Below are 26,584 nucleotides of genomic sequence, written 5' to 3' on the forward strand. Positions count from 1 at the left end.
TTGTTTACTTAGTAATTAAAGAACTCTATAATAAATGAACGCCAAATTGCCCATAAAACTTGATTTATCGTGTATATAATTCTATAGGAAATAGTTTACATAAATTATACACAAAACTGTATATTTTCATTTATTTCAATTTTATCATTCTCATTTATATTTAAGTATGACTTTTAATCATAACTTTTAGATTCCCCTACTAATAATCGTTCACTTTCACATAAAAAGCCCTCTAGCGATATAACTCTTTCGAGCAATCACTAGAGGGATTAGAGTAAACATATCAAATCTATCGTCTCATACTAGCTAGAACATAAGCAGTATAGTATTCAAATTTCTATTGATCATCAGAGAAGCCATATTATCCCAAAATACCAGACTTAAGAATAAGACGTACAGCTAGTGCAAAAACTGCAACGCTCATAAGGGCAAGGATAGATTTTGCTTTCAACCGTTTAGCAATTCGCGCCCCTACTTGGGCCCCAAAGATAGCGCCAATACTAGTAGGAATAGCAATACTAAATACGATATGATTTTCCAATAAATGGGTTATAACGCCTATCATTGTAGATACAGCAAGAATGGATTGGCTTGTAGCTGTAGCCATATGGGTAGGAAATCCCATGAGATAAATTAAGGCCGGCACATGAATAAGACCACCACCAATACCAAAGATACTGGAGATAAAACCTACAAAAAAGCTAATGCTAATACCGATAGGCTTGCTATACGTTAGTTGATCAAGAGTAAGGCTTTCTTCCTTCCGCTCCCCTTTTTTGAAGTTCTTAAATCCAATCAAACCAGAAGCGCATAGCATAAAGCACCCAAAGGCAAACATAAAGCCTTGTCCAGAAAACCAACCAGACATTTGGGCCCCTAAAATAGCACCTGGTAAGGTAGATAAACTAAAGACTATGGCCGCACTGATATGTACCTTCTTCTGCTTAATATACGCAATAGAACCAGAAACGGCGTTACACATAACGGAAAAGAGTGATGTCCCTACAATCATAGATGGGGACCACTCCGGGAACCAATACATGAAGAGAGGAACGAACACAAGGCCCCCTCCGGCACCGATGATGGTGCCTAGCATAGCCGCTAAAAAGCCGACTATGGTAAAGAATATATAAAATACTATAATGTTATCCAGCATAATAAGGTCTCCCTTTACTTAGATTGGAAATATCTCTTTGCTATAACTAATTCGATTGGAAAAAGTCTTTCGCGGCTTTTAATCGTCCTCGTTCACAAGAGACTTGTAGCTCGTCACCTGGTTCGAGTTTCACATCCCCAAGAGGTACAATGTAGGTACCATTTCGGCGAATACTTACGATTAATGTGCCATCTGGCAATGCCAAGTCTTGTAACTGCACCTCTGTATAGTTTGCCACTACAGGCACCTTCGTTTGGAAGAAGGTTTGCACTGCTTCTAAATGGCTTTGACCGGTCATGGCTTGCAATAAGGAATCGTAAATCGGTGGTTCTTTTAAAAGCTCTGCTACAAGGTATGCCACAAGTGTAACAATACCGATGGCGTAAATATTAGAGAAGCTATTCGTCATTTCAAGGACGAGTAAAATCGCCAAAATCGGAGTTCTCATCGCAGCTGCTAACATACCACCCATGGCACAGATGACGAATTGAGGTACAAAATCAGGTGAGATAATACCGATTGATGAAAGCACGCTTTCACAAAAAGCACCTGCAGAGGCACCTATGACGAGCATGGGCAAGAATATGCCGCCTTGCGCACCACTGCCATAGCAGAAGGTGGTAAGTAAAATCTTACCTAGTACGATACCACCCAAGAGCAATACGCCATGCGACTGAAAGGCTAGCTGTCCTACCAGATCATTGCCACCGCCTAAAAGAAGTTGCGAGTCATAGCCGATGACGGCCACAGTCACAAAAGTAAGGGCTAATTTCAAGAACCGAGAGCATTTAAGCCACTCAAAGAATTTCTTGAACGCAAAGATCATGCGGCAGAAGAGCACCCCACAGAGCCCCATGATAACGCCCACCATAAGCAGTACAGGGAAGTACGCAAGAGGAACCCCTGAGGTGACCGAAAATCCAAGAGCTGGGTCGAGGCCAAAGATACTAACTGTAATATAGTTAGAAATCAATGTGGCCACAAAGGTGGGCACAACGAGGTAGGGATAAAAGCTTTTATGGACCTCTTCAAAGACGAACATAGCCCCCGATACGGGTGCACTAAAGGCAGCCGTTAAGCCCGCCCCTGCGCCAGCAGAAGTCAAGATGCGCTGCTCACGCAGCCCTGAATTCATCCAATAGGATACAATTTTACCAGCAGAGCCACCAATTTGTACGGCTGGCCCTTCACGGCCTACTGAAAAGCCTGCAAACCCAGTCAATACACCACCAATCATCTTAGAAGCCAACGTCCGATACGGTTTCATATCAAAGAGGCCCAGCATTTCCCCTTCGATTTGAGGAATACCAGAGCCCCCCGATAATGGGGCCCATGCAAGCAATCTGTCGACAATAAAGGCAAAAATAACCATCACTATAAGCCAGCCTATGGCCCCTTCCATGGTAATGTCGTCCATCAAATGCCAACGAATATGCTCTGACTCAAGGATTAAATAACGGTACGTAGCACCACAAAAACCTGCAATCACGCCCACAAGAGCGCCCTTTGCAATGAGCTCCGTTAACAATATACGATTCATGGACATATCTGCTAAGGTAGAACTGCGCTTATTAAATTTCCATAGCCTCATACCATTCCTCCTTAGCATTAGCCAAAATTTAAACACTCGTGCATAAACTATGTATTCATATCCTTAGTATACTTATGTAAACCATCATTTTCAAGAAATGATTACATACAACGTCAATTATCTAATTAGAAGACAACGCTACAAACGCAAAGCTAGCCACCTCTACAATGAGATGGCTAGCTTTGTTAAGCAAGTGTATAAATGTATTTTCTTTACATATTCGGAGGCATCTGAAATATGTAAAGACACTAAAGATGTAAAGTTCTTAGGGCCAGAGCTCAGCATCATTTAGGCTATTAGATTATTTAGACAAGTCCTAAAATTCCTTAGAATATGGATTCATAGATACCAATAATTTCTTCCAAAGACACATCTCGTGGATTACCAGGTGTACATGCATCGTTGAAAGCAGATTCAGCGAGGAATGGAATGTCTTCTCGTTTTACGCCTGCTTCGCTAAGGGATTTAGGAATGCCTACATCGTCAGCTAATTTTTGGATTACATCAATAGCTGCTTGACGATATGTTTCTTGATCCATTTCGTCTACATCAGAAACGCCCATAACGCGAGCGATTTCACGATATTTTTCGCCTGTTGCAGGAGCATTGAATTTCAATACTGCTGTTAAAAGCATTGCACACGCCTTGCCATGAGGGATGTCGTACACAGCACTCAATGGATGCGCCATGGAGTGAACGATGCCAAGACCTACGTTGGAGAAGCCCATACCTGCAATATATTGACCAAGGGACATAGCTTCACGACCTGCGAAGTCACCAGCTACGGCGCTACGCAAGGAACGACCGATGATTTCGATAGCTTTCAAATGAAGCATATCAGTAAGTTCCCACGCACCTTTTGTAATGTAACCTTCTACGGCATGCACGAGGGCATCCATACCGGTAGACGCACAAAGGCCAGTTGGCATCGATGCGGACATATCAGGGTCCACGATGGCTACGATTGGTATGTCATGAGGGTCAACACAAACGAATTTACGGTTCTTTTCAACATCTGTAATAACGTAGTTAATAGTAACCTCTGCCGCCGTACCAGATGTGGTAGATACAGCAATAATCGGCAAGCATGGATGTTTCGTAGGTGCCACCCCTTCAAGGCTACGCACATCGCTGAACTCAGGGTTCGTCACAATCGTAGCAATAGCCTTACTTGTATCGATAGCACTGCCACCGCCTACAGCAACAATAGCTTCAGCACCTGCGGCTTTACAAGCAGCCACACCAGATGTTACGTTTTCAATCGTTGGATTCGGCTTAATATTGTCATATACATCGTAAGCAATACCTGCCGCATCAAGTAAGTCTGTTACCTTTGTAGCTACCTTAAACTCAAATAAATCAGGTGTAGACGTAACAAGAACCTTTTTAAAATGGCGATTCTTAATTTCGTTCACAATCTCCTGAATCGCCCCTTGTCCAAAATAGGACGTGCCGTTCAACATAATTCTCCAAGCCATATACATTCACTCCTAACGAATAAAAAATAAACCGATAGAGAATAACTATACTAAGTAATTCTCTATCGGTTTATTAAAATCCTTGAAGCTGTGTTATGTATACACTATATATTTTATTATTTTAGTGTTTCTAAGGTTTGTTTCCACTGAAGCGTTAGCTCCATTTTAGCAAGAACTTGATTAAACTGTATAATTGGTAACTGTTCTTTTAAAAGTAATAACTCACTTATAATCTCATCAATAATGCTTTTATATGCCACTCGTGGCAATAATAATCTCAAAGAAATCAATAATCCATATACAGAAGATTCACTCCCCTTTGGATTAGACACAAAATAGTATGTTAGTTTTTTTATCGTCCTTTTTGAACCTGTAATCCTATGATTATAAAGTCGATCTCCATGTGCACATACATTTCTATACCCTACCAAAACATCTAATATTTCGCTAAAAATAGGTATTAAGGTTGAAGTGGGATTCGTTATAGAAATCCGGTACTCAGTCGTATATTCCTTATGTATATCTTCCAAGATTTTCTCCTGTATGTTAGGAGTAATTAATTTATAAAAATTCGTAATCTCACCAAATGTAAGCTTTGTTACTAAAACCCATAAAGGTAAATCTTGATGTGTCGTTAAATAATGGGAAAACATAGTATGTCTTGCATTACGTTGTGTAGCATTTGATAATTTTGATACCAACTCTGTAGCTTTAGGTAAATTAGTCTTAGAAAAATTATTTACATTTAAATGGCTGAATTCAGATGTATGTACTTCAGAAAAACGATAAGATACTTTCGTACAAATATTTTGCTCTGCTTGTAAAAGAGCCTTCAATAGAATAATTCGAAGGTTACGGTCAAAACAATATAGTCCATAAATCTGAAAAAATGTTGTTCCCGTTATATAATAATCATCTCCACTATTAACTGTAGCGTTAATATCCAAAAAAATATCTTTGTAACCATTAATTATTGAGTAATAATTATCTCTAGCTAAAATTCTCTTTACTCGACTGCCCTCAGTTCCCTTTTCAATCGTAATATTCCGTTTTCTCATCAATCGTAATAGGGAATCTAAAGACTTAAAAGGCTTAGACATAACTCCCTCCTACAAACAAAAAAACTCGCCGACCCTTGAGTCGACGAGTGTTGCGCGTTACCCGTAAGTTTCGCACAGTTTCTCTGTGTATTAACTATAACAAAGTTCTCCCTTGGGTGTCAACTCAGATTCGCCTTCCATGAATAGTATTTCCACTGTCTATATTCGTGATATACTCTTAAAATTCCTTCCTTAAAATAAGACATTCTAAGAAATTTTACTCATCTTCATAAGCAAGATTCGTTTCACAGATTCATCGAGTCGTTCTTTAGAGATGCGACCATCTTTTACAGCTTTCATAAGGCCATTATACGCCTCTTGCATGTGTTCGTACTCATGGCACACGAGCAAGATATCACTGCCAGCCAAGATAGATTGAACGGCCATATCGCCGAAGGTGTAGTGTTTTGCAAGAGCGCCCATGTCCATATCGTCTGTTACGACAACGCCGTTATAGCCCATATCTTTGCGCAACCAGTCAGTAATAATCGCTTTAGAAAGACTAGATGGATGATCTGCATCGATTTGAGGATACATCGCGTGGGACACCATAATTGCATATGTATTCGGTTTAGACTGCTTAATGAGATCTACAAATACCTTCGTATCTTCATTCAACAAAGTCTCTTTAGACACTGGCACAACACTGGTATCCGCATGTAAGTCTACATCTGTTTTACCAATGCCTGGGAAGTGTTTGTAAGAGTACCACAAGCCCGCTTCATCATAGGCCTTGCCTACTGCACTGGCATAGCGTACGGCCTCATCAGGGTTCGTACTAAAGGAACGGCCATAGGTCAAGCCCAAGTCCGCTACAGGAGCAAAGTTAATGTTGAATCCCAAGTCCTTTAGTTCTGTACCAGACTGTTTTGCCAAGGATACCGCTTGTTCAATAGGTTCCTTGCCTAACGCCTCTGCAGGAGGAACCTTGATGAGCTGATTCTCCATGCGCGCCACAGCACCACCCTCTTGGTCGATACCGATGAACAATGGCGTTAAACCGGCGCTTTTACCAGTTTTATTAATATCTGTAATCAGCGATTTCACTTGATCCTTGGACTCCATATTGCGGTCAAACAAGATGATACCGCCCACGCGATACTCATTGAGCATGAATTTAGCATCATCGTTCAAGGTCTTGCCATGGATGCCAATCATCAACAATTGGCCTACCTTGTCCGCGTCAGACATATTAGCTACTAATTTGTCCACCTTTTCCTCTGGTGAAAGCTCGCTCTGTGCCACGGATTCATAGGTTACAGGCTCCGCTTTAGAAGTAAATGGGTTATGTAAACCGCAGCCCGTTGTAAGCGCCAATGCGCCAATCATCGTAGCCGCTACGATACGTCGAAACATATATACCTCCAAAATCTCTAAAAAGTATTATGTATAGTATATCAAATAATAAAGACAACCCCAACAACGCCAATACATGTAGTGCATCGTGAGCGCAAAAAAGACTATTACCCAAAACCTACGAATATATACCGTATTGGTTCCAAGTAATAGTCTTTATATCAGTTAAGATCAAACTTACGATTAAATTTTGCTTGTGCTTAACTTTTGCTTATCCTTAAATTTTACCTTGCTCTTTCATTTCTGCTAAGAGCTTTACGATGCGAGGGCCACAGCCTTTACCACCGCAAGCACCTGTGCCGGCACGAGTTGCTTCTTTTACCTCAGGAAATGTATGAGCACCATTCAAAATAGCTTCTTTAATCGTTTTACGTGTAATGCTACGGCATGTACACACCTTTGTAAGCTTGTCCAGAATCGCCTCTGGCACTTGATTTTCTTCAAAATCCATATGTATTCCTCTTCTATTCACTTGAATATCTATATACTGTATCAATTTAATATATCGATTTACATATCAATTTAGTTTAGTGGATTAGTTTACTATATCAATAGTATCTAACCATACACTGTAACATTAATATATCGAAAATTTACGATTTCTATACACAGTATATCATATATTAGAAACTATATCGATAGTTTTTAATATAAATATAATCATAATTTTGTTCATACTTATAACACAAAAAAGCCTCTACCATAGATTTATCACCTATACGATAGAGGCTTTCACCAAATATATTTATAAAATCGTCCCAATGATTGCAAAGTAAATTTTGAAAATTGTTTGTTGCAATGGACGGATTACCATAGAAATAATCGGTGTATTAATAAGGATGATAAAGAAAATCAAGTTAATCATCCCTAATTGGTAATATTTAATTTGCCATTCTGTCGGTAGCCACGGCAAAATGATATTAAAACCAGGTAATGGTGGGAATGGAATTAAGCAGAAAATGGAAAGGCCGATGCTATACAAAATAATGTATTGCATAACCATTGGTAAACCCGGAGACTGCATAAGATTCAAATTACCCAAAAGTACGTATATGAAAGTAAATACGAACCCTGTAATCAGGCCTGCTATAGGACCTGCAAAAGCAAGTAGGCTCATATCACGGCGTGGGTCTTTAAAGTAAGATGGATTAATAGCCATCCCTTTAGGCCAGCCAAATCCAACTAGAATGATACAGATAGTACCTATTAAATCAAGGTGTGCCAAAGGAGATAATGTGAGGCGCCCCGCCATCCGAGGTGTTGGATCGCCAAACCAGGTAGCTACTTTGGCCTCTGCATATCCAAAGACAGAAAAAACGATGATAATAGCAGGAATACTAGCTAATATCTGTATCGGATTTAAATCAAACATAAAACTCCTTTATATGTTACCTAACATGTTTATGAACTATATATCATATATAGATTACATAACACGTTGATGTATTACATAAATTCTTATTGTTTAGCTTCCCATGCGGTGTAGCCGTCTTGAATACAGCGAAGGGCATTCAATGTACGTGGATAGCCGATGTACGGCACGCATTGAGATGCGATGTTAATCAAATATTGTTTACTGTTGCCTACGTTCAAGTTGCCTTCTACGTGAGCCTTTAATTGAGGTTCACATCCACCTTGAGCTGCCAAGAAACAGAAGGTAATCATTTCACGATGAGCCACACTCAAGCCTTTACGTGTGTAGTAGTCGCCGAACATATTAGCAAGCCACTTTTTGATGTGACGTGTATCTTCAGGGCCTTCTTCGTAAGAATGACGCACAGATTCACCAAAGATTTCCACCTGTTTTTCTACGCCCTTTTCAAGACGAGATGCAGCAGTAATTGTACTGCGAGATGGATCCGCAACAGTTTCCCCACGATAGTCAAAAATCTTATTTGTAACCTTAAAGAATGGGCGTACACGACCAATGCCAAGATATGGCACAGCTTGATAAATAAGCTCGATTACTTCATCGGGAATCAAGCCAAAGTTAAGTGCTGCCGGTAGCATCAACGCATATTCATCAACAGCAGATGCCCCTACTAATGTAGCAAGGATAGCCAAGAAGCGATCCTTGGCAGGCACATTACGACCCTCTTCGGTGATAACTTCATGGAACGCAAAATTATCAAATAAAACTTCAAACTCAGGGTCAATATAACCTGCAGGGGCTGCAATATCAGGGAACATGCGCTCCGTATAGGCTTGAGCAAATTCAGATTTAGACATAGGAAACCTCCATAAACAACACTGGTGAAAGCCCAAAGGAGCTTTCACCAGCAATAGTTATGTAATTATTACGGCTTGCGCCATCAAATTATAAAGCTGGGAAAGAGAAATCAGTGCCGTATACTTCTTTCCAAGCAGCCAAGAACATGTTGTATTCATTAGAACCAGGAGTGATTTGGTACGCTTGACCATCTGGAGAGAAACGATATACAGTATGCAAGCTTGGGTGAACAATGTATTTGAACAATGTAGCTTCACCATATTGGTTGTTATGCATGTTCACTACATTGATACCGAATACGTAGTTACGGCTACTATCAATACCACTGAATTGGGATGCTTTATCAAAGAAGTATGTTTCAGAACCATTTGCACTATTTGGAACCTCTGGATAGTTAGCTAAACCATTCCAGTTTGCTGCATTAGCAACACCACCAACTAATAATGTACCGGCTAATACAAATGCGCCTAATAAATTTTTATTCATAATGCTCTCCTTTTTGCCTTAACGGCATCTCACGAACAGGTCATATCTCACATGACCTCCGTACAATACGTTATATGTATAGTATATCACATTTTATGAAAATATTAGATATATTAAATTACAGAATGTATGCATATGAGATCTTACTAGAGTACGCTACATTAGCGCTTAAGCTTCTCTGCTGTTCTAGCATTAGCGTTATCGATTGCTTCTAACAATTTGTTAAGCAACATACGCATTTGACGGGTTTCTTCAACGTCAAAAATCGGGCCTGCAGCTTCAGACAAGCGACGTGGTATATGAACTGCTTCATCACGTAATGCTTTACCTGTATCAGTAAGGGTTACCATTACTACGCGTTCATCTTGGCGGCTGCGTTTACGCTTTAAGAATGCTTTTGCTTCTAATTTCTTTAAAAGTGGTGTTAATGTACCAGAATCAAGGCGCAATACTTGGCCTAGTTCTTTAACGGACAAATCACCATATTGCCACAATGCCATCATTACGATGTATTGAGTATATGTCAAATTTAACGGATCTAAGTGACTGCGATATGCATTAACAATTTCCTTCGCCACTACATAAAGTGGGAAGCTCAATTGGTTTTCTAATTTTATGTACTCTGCATCAGGTACGTCTTCTTTATGTTTGTAACCTTCGAGTACGCCAATTTCTGCCATATTCTACCTCCATATGCACACAATAATCTACAAATTAATTGTACACAATTCTACGGCAAGCAGTCAACGTAAAAAACCTACTTTGTACATAAATTTTTAAATTTGTCAATTATTTAATATATTTTTTCTTTTTTATTAAAGAAACTAAGGGCTCTATAGAATTTATGGGCTAAAATCACACCATATAGATATAAGGCTATTAATAAATTTTTTTGATATTAGAATTCAATACCACATGCAGACATGGCTTCTTCAAGACGTTTAGCATGATCTAATTCCTCTGGGATAGAATGCTCAATTAATTCAGCAATTTTATGAGCGCCCTCTTCATTAGAATGACGAACTTCATCAGCTAATTTAGCTAAGATAGTATCTGCAGACGCTTCAGCCTTGTAGAAATTAATGACCATCTTAATGAAATCTTCCTTTGTATCAGGACCATCGCCTAATAAATGGCTATAAATTCCGCCATGTGCTGCATCTTCTGCAGCATTTTTATAGATTGCATCAGCAATTGCATCATAACCAAGCTCTTTAGCTAAAAAATACATAGTGAAATATTGATTAGCACCGTTAATTTCTGCGTTCTTTAACATCTCAATAGTTTTTTCAAAGGATTTACCCTTTGCAATACCATGTAAACTCATAACATTCTCCTTTTATATAATCAGCTGTTTAGCTCTTAAATTGTTAAGATTTATATGCATACAAATATACTGTAAAACAAAATTTTAAAATATAATTTTATACAACTATTATTGTAAGGTTTATATCTAATTTTGTCAATTTACTTAATATGATTACATAGTGTATTGAAAGTGTATCCCTTTAGCATATTCCTTCTAAAGATTCTTCTAGAGATCTTTCTAAATGTCATTCTAAATTTCTTTCTAGATTTATGTCATATAGTATAATAAAAGAAATTCTATATAAAGCTGATTGATAATAGGAGGACTATATGAACACCTTAGAATGTATCAAAACACGTCATAGTACGCGTAAATTTAAAGCTGATCAATTATCTCGAGAACTTATCGATCAAGTCCTCGATGCTGGCCGCCGTGCCCCATCTGGTGGTAATACACAATTGACACATTTTATGGTCATTACGAACCAGAATGTGCTCAAAGAGCTAGTAACACTCGTTCAAGAGGAATACGGCAAAATGCCGATTACAGAAAATACATTACCTTACATGGTGAATATCATTAAAATGTCCGCAGAAGGTAAATTTGTATTTAACTATGGTGCACCGGCGCTCATCGTACTAGCAAGCCAAGCGAGCTATGCAAACAACTTTGCCGATGTGTCTTGTGCTATGCAAAACATGATGCTTGCTTGCAATGAACTCGATCTTGGCAGCTGCTGGGTAAACCAAATCCGTCACCTCCAAGACAACGAACGCATCCAAGCTAAAATGCGTGAACTAGGCCTTAAAGAAGGTGAAAAAGTATATGCTAGCCTTGCTATTGGCTATCCAGACTTACCAAACGGTCTTAACCGCCGCGAAATCGAAGCAAAAGGCTATCCTGTAACATATATTGATTAATTAAGCCTATAAAATCGATTATATCTTTGTATGCGTGCTATATTATATCTTTGTGTGCGTGCTATAGTATGTAATATACTCTGAATACTGTAGCATCTTATCGATTAGTAAAATCAATATATTCACGTACAATATATAAATATATTCACAATTAATATACAACACAAAAGCGCTATCTATCCCACAACTCTAATTGAGTATCTATCGGAATAGATAGCGCTATTTTATTGACACCATTCATGTATTTTGGTGCTAGTTCTCTCTAATAAATAGTAGATATTTTAATGACCTATAATCTATGCGCTAAGCCCATAATGGTGCACCAAAATAGCAATTTATCATAATTAAAAATAAAATATAGTCGACTTTTAGTCATACATGGTATGATTACAATGGCATTTTGTAGAAAGGATGTGTGATGATGTCGATTTTCTCTCCAGCTCCTCATATTGAACGATTACCAGAGGGGCAAATCGATTCCACCTACAAACGTCTTCGCAAAGAAGTCTTTGCAGGTACTTTTATTGGTTATGCTACATTCTATTTGATCCGCCAAAACTTTAGTTTGGCTGTTCCGTACATGATTGCTGAGTACGGCTACACTAAAGCGGATCTTGGTATTGTCATGACCCTCTTATCCGTAGCGTACGGCGTAAGTAAATTTGTCATGGGTAATGCGTCTGACCGCTCTAACCCAAAATACTTCTCCACAGTAGGTCTATTGCTCAGTGCTTTAGTTATGTTATTATTCGGCACCTTACCTGGTGTGTTAAGCAGTATTCCTATCATGTGCGTGCTCGCCTTCTTAAATGGTTAGTTCCAAGGTATGGGGTATCCTCCATATGCGAAAAATATGGTAACTTGGTTCTCCCGTTCTGAACGCGGTGCTTGGTGGTCCTGGTGGAACGTATCCCACAATCTTGGTGGCGGTATCATCGCACCTCTTGCTACGTTAGGTATCTATCTATTTGGTACATGGCATAGTATTTTCTTCTTCCCTGCTCTTATTTCTATCGTTTTAGCTGTGGTTACATTCTTCTTGTTGAAAGATACACCTCAATCTTGTGGCTTGCCACCTATCGAGGAATATAAACACGAAACAGTAGCAACTGAAGTAAAAGATGAAAACAAAACTACTTTCAAAGAAATCTTCTACAAATATATTTTGCATAACAAATACTTATGGTATCTTGCAATTGCAAATATCTTTGTATACTTCATCCGTTATGGCGTAGTAAGCTGGGCTCCTACCTATTTGACTGCTGTAAAAGGCTTTACAAAAGAAGGTTCCCGTTGGGCTTACTTCTTATACGAATGGGCTGGTATTCCAGGCATGCTCGTAAGTGGCTATTTGAGTGACCGCGTATTCCGCGGCCGTCGTGCTCCAGCTACCATCTGCTTCATGCTATTCGTTATCTTAGCAATCCTTGTTTACTGGTTCAACCCAGCAGGCAATATCCTTATCGATAACTTAGCACTTATCGCTATTGGCTTCCTCATCTACGGTCCAGTTATGATGATCGGCCTTCAAGCAGCAGACATGGTACCACGTGTAGCAACAGGTGGCGCTACTGGTCTTACAGGCCTTCTTGGTTACCTCATCGGTTCCGCTGGTGCTGGTGCCTTCATGGGTCTCATGGTTGACCTTTATGGTTGGGATGGCGGCTTCGTAGCCCTCGTTGGTGCATGTATCCTCGCTATCGTATTCCTACTTCTCACACTTGGTGACAAATCCCAAGCAAAAGAATAATCTACAACTAATAGTTGTATGAACCTAAAAACTCCCCTAGTAACACATCATTACTAGGGGATTTTATTATGTCTTAAAATATATACTGTACTAAATTCTATGCTACACACAAAGAACCATTTAAAACTTTCAAATTATACACGAGACCAAGTCGTGCCAAACCGTGCAATGCAACAGCCGTAACAGGATCTATAAGACCAAGTACGCCCACGCAGATGATCGCTACGTGGAATACAATAGACACGATAAGTAGACCTAAATGAGACTGCTTTGTTCCTTTTGAAAGCTCCGATACAGGAGATGCGTCATCCACAAGGGATCCCATCATAAGTGCCACTAAGATAAGCTCCAAGGAACATGGGCATAGTACCAATAACAAGGTTACAGTATGTATAAAATCCTGTGTCAATGCAAAGGAACCCATAGATAATAGCAATACAGCCACAACAATGACAGACGAATAATTGTTAATGCCCTGACGCATAGCAACGAGTTGTGCTGGCATTGTAGGCAGCATATCATCATCTACAGTGTAATGTGACTCACCCGTAATAAGCTGCTCCAAGAAGAAACCAGCCTGTACAATGAGCCCCACATAGGCCGCCGTATGATAATCGCCATTGGAAATGAGCGCCACCATGGCCACTACAATGAGGAAATTAGCATGAATCTCTAAACGCTCCCAAATACTTTGAACACTGTTAATAAGTAGTGGTAAACCACAAACTAGAACCGTTACCCATGCTAAATCTATAACGGGATTTAATGACTCTGTAATCACATCCAAAAGAATAAAGACAACGCCTAATGCTAAAATAGCACCTTGCGTAAATAACGACACCTGAGCCGATAAAGACTGTAAAAACTTCATATAGACCTCTCTATACACTAGAACCGGCTAAACTTGCTCCGGAAACACAACACAAAACAACAACATAATAATTCAAAACTCTTTATACCTTAAGTAATTTGAAACTCTCTGGGCCTAAAGTAATTTAAAACACTTTGTACCTAAGGTGATTTAAAGTTTATGTACCCATAGGGGTATATCTACAATGTAAATATTATACAAGACATACAAACTATATACAAGTTAATTTTTTCGATAAACAATAAAAAACTGCATTTCCATTACAGAATAGGAAAAGAACGAATTCATAAAAATGACCTCTCCCTTTAAAGATCTAGTTAAAGGCGCTTATTTCTTTATTAGATGTAGAAAGAACAGGTCCCTAAAAACGACTTAGCTCGCTTTGGAGACTCTTCAATAGGCCCTAGTTGAAGATGCTAATTTCATATAAAAAGAAAAGCCCCTATCTCTAAAAATGACTTAGCTCGCTATGGAGGCTTTTAGAGATAGGGGCTTTGACCCAAGTTATGAAATTAGAGCTTCAACGCCTCAATCCATTCTGCTTCTTTAAAGCCCACCAGAACTTTGTCTTCAAGAACCAAGATAGGACGTTTTACAAGCATACCATTGGATGCTAACAAAGCTAGTTTTTCTTCTTCACTAAGGTTTGGCAATTTATCCTTCAATTGTTGTTCACGATAAATCATACCAGAAGTATTAAAGAATGCTTTCAAATCTTTACCAGATTGTGGATACCAAGCTGCGATTTCTTCTGCTGTAGGGTTTTCAGATTTAATATCACGATCTGTGTATTTAATATTATGATCATCTAAGAATTTCTTTGCTTTTTTGCATGTTGTGCATTTAGGATATTCAACGAATAACATAGCGTCTCCTTATAGTAATACATAATGTCATAACGATTTATTTATAAAATAAGTGTACCAAATATATCGAAAATTATCAATCAGCAGTACATGAATTTGTAATACATCTTATATTCTTCAAATCAGCTTGAAGCCCCTCTGTATCCTCTGCTTCAAGTAAATCTAAATCCATCTGTAGTCTTAAGAAAAACCCCTTAGACATTCCAAAATATTTACACAATCGTAAGTCTGTATCTGCAGTGATTTTACGTTTGTCTTGTAGGATTTCTTGTATCCGCGATACAGGCACCATAATATCTTTAGCGACACGATATGCACTTAAACCCAATGGCTCCATAAATTCCGTACGTAGAACCTCACTCATTTTGGGTACAGGAATTAATTCCTTCATAAATATATCTCCTCAATGATAATCAATAATTTCTACATCATATAAATTAAAATCTTCATCTATGCAAAAACATATCCTATACTGTTTATTAATACGAATACTACACTGTCCGAGACGATCTCCTTGTAAAAATTCAAAACGATTACCTGGTGGAATCATTAAATCTTTCAAACAGCGACAAGCATGTAAAATACGCAATTTTAATAATGCCATTTTTTGTATTTGAAGTGGTAACCGCCGAGAGTAGCCACGATAAAAAATACGCTCCGTCTCCTTATCTTTAAAGCCGATAATCATAGAACCTCTCCTTCGATTATAACTGTTTTACAGGTATAACTCAATAATATATACCTGTAAAACGAGTATATTATGGAATATTTTTATTCTATAAATCATTTCGGTAAAAGATTTCTCTAAACTCTCACTCAAATCCTACTATTCTCCTGACTCTATTAGTCAACTATTTCGGAATGTATCTAGTTTTAGTCATCACTTGAAGATAAGCAAAGATTAATACTAACTTTTAAAAAATTATCCATATAACTAATGGCTACAAATGTAAAAAGACCTATAATCTCCCAGCTTTCATCTGCAAAGTATAACAGTGAAAGGTTAGAGCATATAGGTCTCTTATAAGATCTATATATTATTTTTATTAGTATTCATAATACGATTTACATTAGAGCAAGAATGTAAGCCCCATAGCCACAAAGATGGCTGGCAATAGATTGGCAATACGGATTTTACCAGGCCAGATGAGGTCAATACCAACGCAGAAGATCAGAATAGATCCCACGTAGGACAGGTTATCGATGGCGCTCGGCGTCATTAGAGGCGCAGCGATGTGAGCCATGGCTGTAATGATCCATTGGGTAATCCCTACAGGAATAAAGGAGAACAATGCGCCCTTGCCCATAGAGGATACCATAACCATAACGATGATGCCGTCGAGGATGCCTTTCAACAACAGCGTTTGGTAATTACCAGTTAAGCCGTCTTGAATAGAGCCTAGTACGCCCATGGCTCCCACTGTAAACGTAAGGGATGCCGTAATAAAAGCGTGCGTAAACTGTGGATCACCAGTGTTGCCAGTTTTTGCTTTCACCCAGTCACCAAAAACAGTAATCCAACGGTTAAGGTCGATAAGCTCACCAATTACAGCGCCTGCAACCATGCTAATAATCATGAGCATAGGCCCCGTCGTTTGCAGCGTGCCGTTTACGATGACTAGCATATACTGCATGGCGCCGCTCATTCCAAGAAGGAGAACGATAATGCCGCTCACCATCATGAGCGTCTGTTTCAAATTTTCTTTCATAAACCGACCAAATGCGAGGCCGCACAAGCTGCCGGCTATGATGAGGCCAATGTTAATGGCTGTACCCAAACCAATCATATATTTCCCTTTCTTAATTGTGAAAGTAATACTTTATTTCATCATCAGTATACCAACTATATCGAAACAAATCAATCTGCTATGGCATACAACCAATCTATGCCGTTATATGGCCCTAGATAAAAACATATAGCAAAAAGACCCTATCCAGTAAAGGATAAGGTCTTTATGTTGTGTTTATAGCTTTGAGAGAGAAGTATATGAGAGCCCCGCTTTGGAGAGAGAGAATATATGTGTTTGTATATAAAGCGGGACGACATATGATGGAACGCTATCTTTCCATCGACTATAGTGTACACCTTAAAGTATGGTTTAACACAAGTACAATTTTGTAACATCAATCATGTATAAAAACTATTGTTAACTAACGATTATACAAATACGTTACAACATATAGGTAAAAGAATGCGAATTATTAGAAAAAGGCAAAAATAATGAGCTAACTATCAAACATTCAGATTTATATTAATACTCAACATTTAAAACTATATTAATCCTCAGCGTCTACAGGCAATTGAACAATATCTGCTAGCTTATTAATCTCGCTAAAACAAGGACAGTCCTTGCCGTGATCGTTGATGAGACCACTAGCTTGCAGGTGGGAATAGATGGTAACAGGGCCTACGAACTTGAACCCTCGTTTCTTTAGATCCTTACTAATCCGCGTGGACAAGCCATTCTTCGCAGGTATATTTCCATCAGGGTGGCTTTCATAAATAATAGTTTTATTGTCTGTGAAAGCCCAGATATAGTTGCAAAACGAACCAAATTCATCTTGAATATCTTTAAATGCAGAAGCATTATTGATGATGGCCTCAATTTTAGGGCGAGACTTGAGCATACCCTCGGTCTGCAAGATTCTCTCTACGTCGCTTTCACCATAACCAGCAACCGTATCAATATCAAAATGATCAAAGCAGCCTCGGATAATGTCTCGTTTATTCAAAATCGTAAGCCAGCTGAGGCCACATTGGAGACTTTCAAGACAGAGATGTTCAAACTGCAACCGATCATCATGAATAGGCCGCCCCCACTCATGATCGTGATAGGCCTGATACAAAGGCGTAGTAGGCCACTCGCAAGTCGCCATCACACACCTCCATGTGCCCACACGAGGACATCATACATGAGAGCCACTACGAGGCCCATCACGAGATGACCGCCTACGTAGAGCGGGATTAGCAAATAGATAAATAACAATAGGGAATGTAAGGTTCTGCGTAACCATACAATCGGCGTAGACGTACCACCGCCAACCTTGCCATCAAGCCAATTGTGAACGATGTAGATAGGCGTGCCTAAGCGGCGAATCCAATCAGGAACGCGCTTGCCATGGTTCAACCCAGGACAATACAAAATCACCAATGGCAATACCACCGCATCAAGGATGAGTAGCACCGTTAAGGTCAAGGAGAACAAATCTATTTCGCCTTCCCATGTCACTGGATGTGCTATAAAGCGGAGAGCCCACAAATAGGCTTTATATACGATATACGGTTCTAATAGCCATAATAAGGGCTTCACTACACTCATGGGACTACCTATACCAAACACAAAATAATAAAAACTACGCATCTGCGTAGTCGTTTCATATATACAACGTTCCGATCGCATCGATTTAACTATAAGAACTACGGATATTTTTAGGCCCAAAGGTGAGTCTAAAAACATCAATTCACACTCAAAATTTTTAGTCCTTTCATACATCGATTTCTATACTATTATTATATCAGATTTTGGCCTTTTTGTGGGGTTAAAATTCACATAATTTTGCTAAAATATACAATTTATAGTAGTTATCAACAATAGAACCCACTATATAAGCTATCCATCACTATCGACTCATATATACTAATTTTTCATCAAAATTATGACTTATTTTGATAAATTCCTTAGAAAAATGCGGCATACAAAGTAACATAAAAGCCAAAATAAAGAACTAAGAATCTGTATCAATACTATGTGGCATTTTATGCCCATACCCTATGTTATTATAAATACAGGTAGTAAATACCGTCTCACTTTCTTTTGATAAACAATGCAAAAAGGGCAGCTTCTTAGGGCTGCCTTTTTTGTATTCCACATACAACTTAAAAATATAGTCATTTAGTTATATAATTATACTTAACAACTTAGCCTATGGATTACACAAGATCAATAGATATGAGAGTATAAACGGGAGATACTACCATGACCAAACTACCAATATTAGCAGGTGTTTTCATGATAAGCACTATCTTATCACCAGTAGGCGCCATCAATGTTAATATTCCTGGCGCAGATTCGAAAATTCCAAAGGATGCCTACATAAATTACAAAACCACGAATCCTGATATTGAAAAGGATGTAGCAAACTATGTAGAAACACTCAAAGCAACGGACAAAACTAAAGGTATTAACAAAAGCGAAATGGAGTACGCTAAAGCTGCCTCTATCTATCGCGGTCAACATTACCATAATACGATCATTTCCGTTCATGACAAATACAACCAAATCCGGCTTTCATTCCCCGTAGCGGGCATAAAAAGTGATTATAATATAGGGCGTTACAAAAGTCCAAGTCGAACCATTGAGGACTATCGAGTGTTTACCGATAATGGAAGTCTCAATTTAGAAATTGACTATGCTGATTACAAAGACTATGACTGGCGTAACACAAAAATAGCTTATGAAAAACTAACTGACAAGAATGTACGTGATTTCTTTCAAGACATGGCAAAACATAATCCAGCAAAACACATTTCTGATATAAAGGGTACTGTATTTTCATATCCTACTGTTACCTATAGCACTTGGGATAGCATGAAGATGCCACACCTTGAAAACGGTAAAAAAACAACGCTCACTATCGACACGATCAATTTTAAATTTAAGGGCTATAACATGCGTCATCCCTTATATCACGCAGGGTTTGTCTATTATGATAACAACCCCGTTCTGAACAAAGTTCCTACAGATAAGTTATTGGCTAATTATGTGCTTCCCTCTGTGCAAAACCTAAATGAATTAAATCAATATTCACGCATAGAAAACTTAAACGGTGTACAATACCGCGTACCAAAAGACGCCATATACGAAGGTCAACGTAAGGGCTCCGACCACCAAGATATTAGACACTACAAAAAAGGGAACATAATATTCTTTGTTTCTACTGACAATGTTCCTAAGAACCCATATGCGCATGAACTTGTTGTAAATGGTCATTACAATTTTAAAACGGAGTTAAATACGTCCTGGGATATTTACTATTCCTACCCAACATCAGATTATATTAATTATGCCGTTATATGGAATAATAATATTCCTGGGCTATCCACACACATCTATAAACCCCATAAAGATGATCACATCCTAACCTTTTACTCCTATGATGGAACCTATAGTTTCATCTATACCATCATTTATCCAAGTTTTTTAAATGCTGAGGAAGTTCAAAAATTACGGAATATGATTGAGTTTTTTGACTCTACCAATAATCCTAACTTTAAACTGAAAGAGCATGTTCTATTCCCAGATACAGAGGGGAGCCATGCCCATTAAAACATCGTTCAAAATCAACCTAATAGTATCAGAGGTGTAAACCAAACAGCCAGTACTGCAAATCGCAATACTGGCTGCTTTTCTCTCTCTATTTCTTTTTAGACATAAGTGTTATCCACACATATAGATAACATATTAATTAAGCATTAAGGCAATCTAAAGACATCAGCCTCCCAAATGTACTTCAATGCAGGAAACTCTTGCTTATTCGGAGGGCTAATTAGTTTTGCCATTTCTACCATATTACGAATATCATGATAAGCCCTCTTCACCTCATTGGCTTTATAAGTAACTTCAATGCTGTACACATATTGATCATCACGGATTGTAAAATATGTATAATTAGTACCATTATCAAATTTTATACTGCCGCTAAATGCAGGCACACCATTATTCCAAATGGTAGCATTATCATTAGCTGAGTACGGATATTTTCGACTCACCGTATCTATCGTAGCAAAAGCACCTGCATAAAAATGTTTTTCATCATTTGGAAAAATCGGACGACGCTTAACTAGCTGCACTATACCGCCACCCTCGTAAACGCGTGTTTCCTCACCATAGGAGGTAGGCTCGTAATCAGCTTTTCGCTTACTATTCTTGAACACACGATATTCAAAGTTTCCCCATTTTTCAACATTAGAATAGCGATCTATTGCTTTCGTATCCTCTACCGATTGGATCACATAATTCGCTAAAGCCCCTTCTGCATACCTAATATGATCTGGATTGCCATTACCACGATTTATGATGTTAACACGATACACATGATTCGTATCACTAGGTAAGGAAAACTCAACACCCGTACTCGTACGTGGCTCAGTCTCCTCCTCTTTTCCAGGGATACTTGTCATAATCCCATACTTCTGATGCCATTGGCCATTTTTTACCGTTTTATATGTGAAAGCACGATCCGTATAGGTGGTCTTATGGACTACATCCACAACGATATCTGCATTCATACTTTTAATATAATATTGGGGGCTACCATTTACTACATTAACTACTGGATTAGCGCCATCATTAATCACCTTATTTTCAAGGCTTGGATAAGGCATAGAAAAACGAATATGCTGTGTATCATTGTCAAAGATAAACACCGTACTCTGATTAGCTTGACGTTTTAAAAACTTAGCATTACCCTCCATATATGACTTAGCTTGCTCCAAGGTCCTACGCCCATCTCTTACAGTCTGTGCTACAACAGGACCTGAACGACGTCTAAATTGAGCCTCCACAAGATCCATATCAGCACTATTATAAGAATAGCTTTCATAAGCAGTATCAGGCACCATGGCATCACCACCAGGGATATCTATATTGGCAGCATGAGCTGTTACCATAAGGCCAAGTGAGCAAAGACCTGTTAAAATTGCTTTCTTTATCATATAATTCCCTCAATATAAATAGGCCTTATATAAGACTAACCTTCTATAGCCTCAAGTACTTCGCCGATGTACATATAATGTGGTTCCCAACGATCATGACCAATTTGAGTATAGGCAGTAGGGTTTGCTGCATAATATTCCTTTATTTTATCTGCCAAATGAGCTTCATCGAATTGGTGTTCATATAACTTTTTACATACAAATGTTAAATCTGCTTCTTTGAAGGTCACTCCATCACCGACTGCCACTGGTGTTAAACCAGAATTGGCAACCTTATCTTCATCGCGACCAGAATGAGAGCCTAAATAGCCAAGAGCCTTACGCTGGCTGTTAGGGAATAAGCTAACTGTAAAAGTATCGTATTTCGCCATGAATTCTTGAGTATAGCGAGCTGGATGAATGTACACAGTCACGGTAGATATATCATTGCCAAGCATGCCCCACATGTTACCCATACTGCCCCAACTAACTGTACACGTATTAAAATCATCAAGCGTACCCGCTGTAACAAGAGCCCAACGTTCCTCAAACATGGTAAACGCCTTATAATCTTTTGTTTCAAATGCTTTCATAATAACCTCCGAACATAGAATTTAATTAACAATAACCTCATCAAAATGTTCCTTATATACTTCATAATACACTGCATCAGCGATATCGTAAAACTCTTTATTTAGAGAATCTTTCACAACGGGTTTGCGCAGAAAGGCACCGCGATCGATAGGTCGAGGCGTTCCGTCAAAACCAAAGCGACTGATTTCCTCTTCATCACGCATAATACCTGGATTAGACCACATATCTTCATTCATATCCATATTCGTATCCACATCAGTATTAATCGCCGTTGTCCCTTGCTGTTGCGCCCGATAAGCCTTACTAGCTGCTGAATTACTACTATCATAGGTGAAAGTCATGTCCTTAACGGTAATCACTTTCTCATCATTCCACTGATACGCTTTATATACCGTCGCCTTAATCGTATAAATAGGCGGCTCAAACCCGATGACCTTCACCGTATTCACGTCAATATAGGACGCGCCACGCTCGTCTACATTAGGAATATCCGACACAAACTGAGATACCTGCTTAAACTGCGGCTGAGACGTGAGCTCCTCAATCGCAATTGCTTGAGCTGGAATGGTGAAAGCTAGCATAAGCCCTAGCGTTATTAAAAATCGGTGTAACATATATCCTCTCATCTTTCTAAACTTTTACAAAATAGACTAATAATTTATCAATGGAATACTTAAAACAGTAAAGACAGAGATTAAGATATACACTACAAGACATAGTTTTAGCAAAAGCAGTAAACTGCCAAATAGGACTTTATAGATAGGTGCTTCTTGTTTCTTGGATCGTATCCAGTCTTTAATTTTATAATATATTTTTGGTTTGTTAAAAGCTGGCGGTAATCGCTTACACCATAAAACAAGCCACAGAATACAACATATATTACCAAAGAGAAAGAATAGAAATAGGTCGAAATGCTCCAGTGAATATACTTTTAATACATAGATATTATAGAGTAGCTGAGTAAAGGTCTCTACAAAGTTAATCCATAGATAGACAAGATACGCCTTAAGCAAAAGTACTAATATAGTTTTGATATATTTGAGTTTACTCATTAGTTCACCCCTATCAAAATATACAAACTAAATACACACAACTATATTACATTTTTTCTTGACTTTGAATGCGGATTACCTTATTTCTCAATGTTTCAATATTTGCAAAGTCAGAATATTCTACTGTATTACGCAGCTGAATATGAGAATATGGCACTGCTCCGTCAGTATAAACTAAACTCATAATATATATATTCTTGTCATCCCGTAAGAATCGATGCATTAAAGATTTTTTACCCGGTTGATAGTTATCTACTAAAAGACTAGGCACGCCATTATTCCAAACAGATGCTGCCTGAATAGGTGCATCACCTATAATTTGACTTTCTGGCTTTACCTCCGAAATTTCGTTAATAAAGGAGTAAATATATTTATCATCTACCTTTACAGATTTCTTGGCCACAACAAGTCGCATACCTAATCCACGATAGTCCCTTATTTCGGCAGAGTCCTTTAATGACTTCTGTGCTGTTAGTTTAAGTCCTTTAGGAATGCGATACAGGAGATTATCCCAGTTGATACTTTCACTATACTGATCCATATCATCTAAAGAGTGAATCGACGGAATTACATAATTACTCATAACGCGCTCAAGCTTGTCGGTAACGGGCTGATTTTTGTAGCTAAGGCCTATCATATATTCTTGATTTGGCTGATTATCTAAACCAACTACGGCAACCATAGCAGGCGTATTTTCGCCAAAAGACTCTGTTTCAATAGCCCATTTACCATGTGTTATACTGGGATATATAAACTCCCCTTTTCGGTCCGTTTTTAGTTTGCCTAATGCATCATCATAATTCTGTTTCGTACCGATGGCAAAAAACACAGAATGTTCTCTCACAATAGATAAACGCTCACCATCACTGCGTTTGGGGTAATATTTACTTGCTAATAGTAGTCCAGGGACAGATGCTCGGATGTTATTACGATCATCATGCAACAACACAACTGCAGACTCATTAACTAACAAATCCATCACCTTCTCAGAATCGCTTGCTATCTGATTGACTTCATCTTGTGTTAGTCCCCAGTCAGTTCTATACATTTCCATACGCTTATCAGATTCAGAATGTAATTTTATAACATCACTAGCCCCCACATTACTCAAACTACCAGCCCGATAGTTCTCATACGCATTAGCAGGAATACTCGCATCAGCACCTGGCATAGGTGGCTGTCCGGCTAGGACTTCAATCTGCACAGCGCTTACATTCATGGTGAAAGCAGTAGCTAATGCCATCATAATTATACTTCTACGTAACATAAAACCCTCTTTTTTCTCTCACATTACAACAAAACAAGCACAACCTTATTAGCATAAGTATACTATGCAAACAAGACTGTGCCTATTATTAATAATTTTATATTTTAGTATGTATAAGTTTTGTGTATATATTTAGTATTGATAAGGTTTATCTCAATTTGACGATATATATCTTTATCCCTATAATATAAGTAGATAGTCAGACGAGTCGTACCGTCAGGCTCATCTCGGAAAACATAAAATTTTGAGAAATGGCCTTTTCGTTTTATACTAATCTCCAGGTTAGTGGAAATGAAGGGCTATTTGTCTTTTGTAAGACAAATAAGCGCTATTAATGCCCCAAAGGCAATAACGACAGTTATTACCTGTAATAAGAGCATGATTAATTCATAATCACTCATAGGCTTATCCCTCCCTTCAAAAACGAAGAGAGGCCCAACCTCATCTGACTATCCTAAGTCTATTATAGAACGAACTAATATACGACACAATAAGTATTATATTATATAAATATACGAATAAACTAATAAAAGCTGAGCTAATTCTATAACTAAATAGCTCAGCTTTTTTGTGCCTGTTATTCCAATATAATCATCTATAAATCAAAATTTTACTGACTTTATCGCCTTTTTGTTCAAATTGTATTCCGTGCATAATATCAGTCCGATAGCGATATTTCCCATAAAACCATCGATTGTTAGAGTCCACTAAATCAGGTCTACCATATACATTAAGAACTTTTCGCATGGAATCGCCTACGGCAATACCTCTATGTGTAACGGCATCACGATTCTCAATCATCATATATGTAACGATTGGCCCTACGCCATCCATTTTTAAATTTCCAAATGTAACACCACCATAAGTAATTCCTCTACTCGTCTCTTTAGTTGGTTGACCTAGACTAGCTTTCACGCTATCAAATGTATTGCCTAAAGAAACTCCAAGAATCATCATATCCTCTTCTGGCAAGGTATCCCCTACAATTTGTCCACCCACATAATGAGTGTATTGCTCAGCTTTTGGCCAATCATAAGACTGTTTCGCTGCATTTGTTTCAAGACGGTCCCAAGTTTTGCTCAGCCAACTTGCATCTGTCACATAATTATAGCTACTTACCAATTGCAGACCTATAACAAGCCCCATAATTATAAGTTTCCTTTTCATAGCTTCTCTCCTGAACATTCTTATAAATAACTCAAACTAATAATTTTTATAATACTGTCTAAAAGCAGATGACATATTAGGCGTATCAAATGCGGGATACAGCTTTTTACACCACAATCTATCACGGCTCATCATCATAGGCCACTCCATAGGCCTTTTGATAGATTATATTTGCTATTGTATATCGCTCCATGCCAAATTGAGGCGGTAATATCATTGCTTCTAAGTGTTCTTTTTGAAGTCGTTGTCGGCGTGTTCTACCTTCATTATTAAAAGCCATACCACCGTTAACGGTCCCTATAATACCAGGATTTTCCTGTTTCGCACGCCAAATAGAGATATACGGTGTGTTAGCTCCTTGGTGTAAGCCTTTTTCATGAACAGTAATCAAACGACGCAAGGATCGCTCTAAGTCGTAATCATATTGCAGGTTAATGCCTTGAATCAGATTTGATGCAGGCATTAACACGTAAATAGTCGCTTCTACACGTCGATGACCATCGGGTGCGTCCACAGCTTTAATGGAACTAAGATCTAAGTACTTGCCATCCCCTCTACCAGAATCAACGGTTGAGTCGATATGCTGATAATGCTCTGCATTTAATAACTCAGCTTGTGATACGGCTTGACCTTTCATAGGCAATACGAGGCAAGCTAGTAACCATAGTGAAAGTAAATATATGCGTTTCATCATCCA

At 38.4% G+C, this 26,584-nt stretch carries 26 protein-coding genes and 1 pseudogene; 3 read left to right on the forward strand and 24 right to left on the reverse strand.

Annotated elements, in window-relative coordinates:
- Positions 1-361: 361 nt before the first annotated feature.
- The 11 genes from VEIT17_RS09385 to VEIT17_RS09435 all read right to left on the reverse strand — a co-directional run bounded on the left by VEIT17_RS09385 (position 362) and on the right by VEIT17_RS09435 (position 10,724).
- Entirely contained in the window at positions 362-1,156 is a 795-nt protein-coding gene (locus tag VEIT17_RS09385; RefSeq protein WP_178885862.1) for a sulfite exporter TauE/SafE family protein, read from the reverse strand.
- A gap of 46 nt (positions 1,157-1,202) precedes the next feature.
- Complete coding sequence (locus tag VEIT17_RS09390) at positions 1,203-2,747, reverse strand: ClC family H(+)/Cl(-) exchange transporter (protein ID WP_178885864.1); 1,545 nt, start codon at positions 2,745-2,747, stop codon at positions 1,203-1,205.
- Between the two features lie 326 nt (positions 2,748-3,073).
- Positions 3,074-4,225 (reverse strand): lactaldehyde reductase, encoded by a 1,152-nt coding sequence (gene fucO, locus VEIT17_RS09395; RefSeq protein ID WP_178885866.1) that lies wholly within the window; start codon positions 4,223-4,225, stop codon positions 3,074-3,076.
- A 116-nt stretch (positions 4,226-4,341) separates the two neighbouring features.
- Positions 4,342-5,325, reverse strand: coding sequence for an Abi family protein (locus tag VEIT17_RS09400; RefSeq protein WP_060923720.1), 984 nt, complete (start codon positions 5,323-5,325; stop codon positions 4,342-4,344).
- 207 nt (positions 5,326-5,532) lie between these two features.
- On the reverse strand, positions 5,533-6,681 hold the full coding sequence (locus tag VEIT17_RS09405) for a glycoside hydrolase family 3 N-terminal domain-containing protein (RefSeq protein ID WP_178885868.1): 1,149 nt from the start codon (positions 6,679-6,681) through the stop codon (positions 5,533-5,535).
- Between the two features lie 217 nt (positions 6,682-6,898).
- Positions 6,899-7,132 carry a (2Fe-2S)-binding protein gene (locus tag VEIT17_RS09410; RefSeq protein ID WP_024047871.1) on the reverse strand — a complete coding sequence of 78 codons (234 nt, stop codon included), beginning with the start codon at positions 7,130-7,132 and terminating at the stop codon, positions 6,899-6,901.
- Positions 7,133-7,426: 294 nt separating this feature from the next.
- Entirely contained in the window at positions 7,427-8,053 is a 627-nt protein-coding gene (locus tag VEIT17_RS09415; RefSeq protein ID WP_024047872.1) for a site-2 protease family protein, read from the reverse strand.
- 86 nt (positions 8,054-8,139) lie between these two features.
- Positions 8,140-8,910: a carboxymuconolactone decarboxylase family protein gene (locus VEIT17_RS09420; protein WP_178885869.1), complete on the reverse strand. Its 771-nt coding sequence runs from the start codon at positions 8,908-8,910 to the stop codon at positions 8,140-8,142.
- A gap of 88 nt (positions 8,911-8,998) precedes the next feature.
- Positions 8,999-9,397 (reverse strand): hypothetical protein, encoded by a 399-nt coding sequence (locus VEIT17_RS09425; protein ID WP_105089942.1) that lies wholly within the window; start codon positions 9,395-9,397, stop codon positions 8,999-9,001.
- Between the two features lie 161 nt (positions 9,398-9,558).
- On the reverse strand, positions 9,559-10,077 hold the full coding sequence (locus VEIT17_RS09430) for a MarR family winged helix-turn-helix transcriptional regulator (RefSeq protein WP_178885871.1): 519 nt from the start codon (positions 10,075-10,077) through the stop codon (positions 9,559-9,561).
- Between the two features lie 218 nt (positions 10,078-10,295).
- Positions 10,296-10,724: a ferritin family protein gene (locus tag VEIT17_RS09435; RefSeq protein WP_178885873.1), complete on the reverse strand. Its 429-nt coding sequence runs from the start codon at positions 10,722-10,724 to the stop codon at positions 10,296-10,298.
- Between the two features lie 311 nt (positions 10,725-11,035).
- Here VEIT17_RS09435 and VEIT17_RS09440 point away from each other — a divergent pair, with 311 nt between their 5' ends.
- Together VEIT17_RS09440 and pgtP are read left to right on the forward strand one after the other, a co-directional pair.
- Complete coding sequence (locus VEIT17_RS09440; RefSeq protein ID WP_178885875.1) at positions 11,036-11,626, forward strand: nitroreductase; 591 nt, start codon at positions 11,036-11,038, stop codon at positions 11,624-11,626.
- A gap of 421 nt (positions 11,627-12,047) precedes the next feature.
- Positions 12,048-13,376, forward strand: a pseudogene (gene pgtP / locus VEIT17_RS09445) (phosphoglycerate transporter protein PgtP).
- Positions 13,377-13,473: 97 nt separating this feature from the next.
- Here the strand turns inward: pgtP and VEIT17_RS09450 are convergent.
- The 7 genes from VEIT17_RS09450 to VEIT17_RS09480 all read right to left on the reverse strand — a co-directional run bounded on the left by VEIT17_RS09450 (position 13,474) and on the right by VEIT17_RS09480 (position 18,433).
- Entirely contained in the window at positions 13,474-14,247 is a 774-nt protein-coding gene (locus VEIT17_RS09450; RefSeq protein ID WP_119208577.1) for a hypothetical protein, read from the reverse strand.
- A 512-nt stretch (positions 14,248-14,759) separates the two neighbouring features.
- On the reverse strand, positions 14,760-15,113 hold the full coding sequence (locus VEIT17_RS09455) for a Spx/MgsR family RNA polymerase-binding regulatory protein (RefSeq protein ID WP_005384960.1): 354 nt from the start codon (positions 15,111-15,113) through the stop codon (positions 14,760-14,762).
- Between the two features lie 76 nt (positions 15,114-15,189).
- Positions 15,190-15,504 carry a HigA family addiction module antitoxin gene (locus VEIT17_RS09460; protein ID WP_060925106.1) on the reverse strand — a complete coding sequence of 105 codons (315 nt, stop codon included), beginning with the start codon at positions 15,502-15,504 and terminating at the stop codon, positions 15,190-15,192.
- 12 nt (positions 15,505-15,516) lie between these two features.
- The gene (locus tag VEIT17_RS09465; protein WP_129823256.1) at positions 15,517-15,801 is read right to left on the reverse strand and encodes a type II toxin-antitoxin system RelE/ParE family toxin; all 285 of its coding nucleotides are present in this window, start codon (positions 15,799-15,801) and stop codon (positions 15,517-15,519) included.
- Positions 15,802-16,183: 382 nt separating this feature from the next.
- Positions 16,184-16,900 (reverse strand): DUF554 domain-containing protein, encoded by a 717-nt coding sequence (locus VEIT17_RS09470; RefSeq protein ID WP_105086081.1) that lies wholly within the window; start codon positions 16,898-16,900, stop codon positions 16,184-16,186.
- Between the two features lie 490 nt (positions 16,901-17,390).
- Positions 17,391-17,990, reverse strand: coding sequence for a DNA-3-methyladenine glycosylase I (locus VEIT17_RS09475; protein ID WP_178885877.1), 600 nt, complete (start codon positions 17,988-17,990; stop codon positions 17,391-17,393).
- On the reverse strand, positions 17,990-18,433 hold the full coding sequence (locus tag VEIT17_RS09480; RefSeq protein WP_107945074.1) for a hypothetical protein: 444 nt from the start codon (positions 18,431-18,433) through the stop codon (positions 17,990-17,992). Before VEIT17_RS09480 ends, VEIT17_RS09475 begins: the two co-directional genes overlap by 1 nt.
- 657 nt (positions 18,434-19,090) lie before the next feature.
- Here VEIT17_RS09480 and VEIT17_RS09485 point away from each other — a divergent pair.
- A complete protein-coding gene (locus tag VEIT17_RS09485; RefSeq protein ID WP_178885879.1) occupies positions 19,091-20,440 on the forward strand; it encodes a hypothetical protein in 1,350 nt (449 codons plus the stop codon).
- Between the two features lie 146 nt (positions 20,441-20,586).
- On the opposite strand, the gene VEIT17_RS09490 is transcribed toward VEIT17_RS09485, so the two are convergent.
- The 6 genes from VEIT17_RS09490 to VEIT17_RS09515 form a co-directional block, all read right to left on the reverse strand.
- Positions 20,587-21,828, reverse strand: a complete 1,242-nt coding sequence (locus VEIT17_RS09490; protein WP_178885881.1) for a hypothetical protein — start codon at positions 21,826-21,828, stop codon at positions 20,587-20,589.
- Positions 21,829-21,863: 35 nt separating this feature from the next.
- The gene (locus tag VEIT17_RS09495; protein ID WP_119206384.1) at positions 21,864-22,400 is read right to left on the reverse strand and encodes a flavin reductase; all 537 of its coding nucleotides are present in this window, start codon (positions 22,398-22,400) and stop codon (positions 21,864-21,866) included.
- Between the two features lie 21 nt (positions 22,401-22,421).
- On the reverse strand, positions 22,422-23,015 hold the full coding sequence (locus VEIT17_RS09500) for a hypothetical protein (protein WP_178885883.1): 594 nt from the start codon (positions 23,013-23,015) through the stop codon (positions 22,422-22,424).
- A 484-nt stretch (positions 23,016-23,499) separates the two neighbouring features.
- Positions 23,500-24,720 (reverse strand): hypothetical protein, encoded by a 1,221-nt coding sequence (locus VEIT17_RS09505; RefSeq protein WP_178885885.1) that lies wholly within the window; start codon positions 24,718-24,720, stop codon positions 23,500-23,502.
- A 591-nt stretch (positions 24,721-25,311) separates the two neighbouring features.
- Positions 25,312-25,887, reverse strand: coding sequence for a TonB-dependent receptor (locus tag VEIT17_RS09510; protein WP_178885887.1), 576 nt, complete (start codon positions 25,885-25,887; stop codon positions 25,312-25,314).
- A gap of 121 nt (positions 25,888-26,008) precedes the next feature.
- The gene (locus tag VEIT17_RS09515; protein WP_242013260.1) at positions 26,009-26,581 is read right to left on the reverse strand and encodes a hypothetical protein; all 573 of its coding nucleotides are present in this window, start codon (positions 26,579-26,581) and stop codon (positions 26,009-26,011) included.
- Positions 26,582-26,584: the final 3 nt, after the last annotated feature.

Origin of the sequence: Veillonella nakazawae, from assembly GCF_013393365.1 — a bacterium.
Lineage (GTDB): Bacteria > Bacillota > Negativicutes > Veillonellales > Veillonellaceae > Veillonella > Veillonella nakazawae.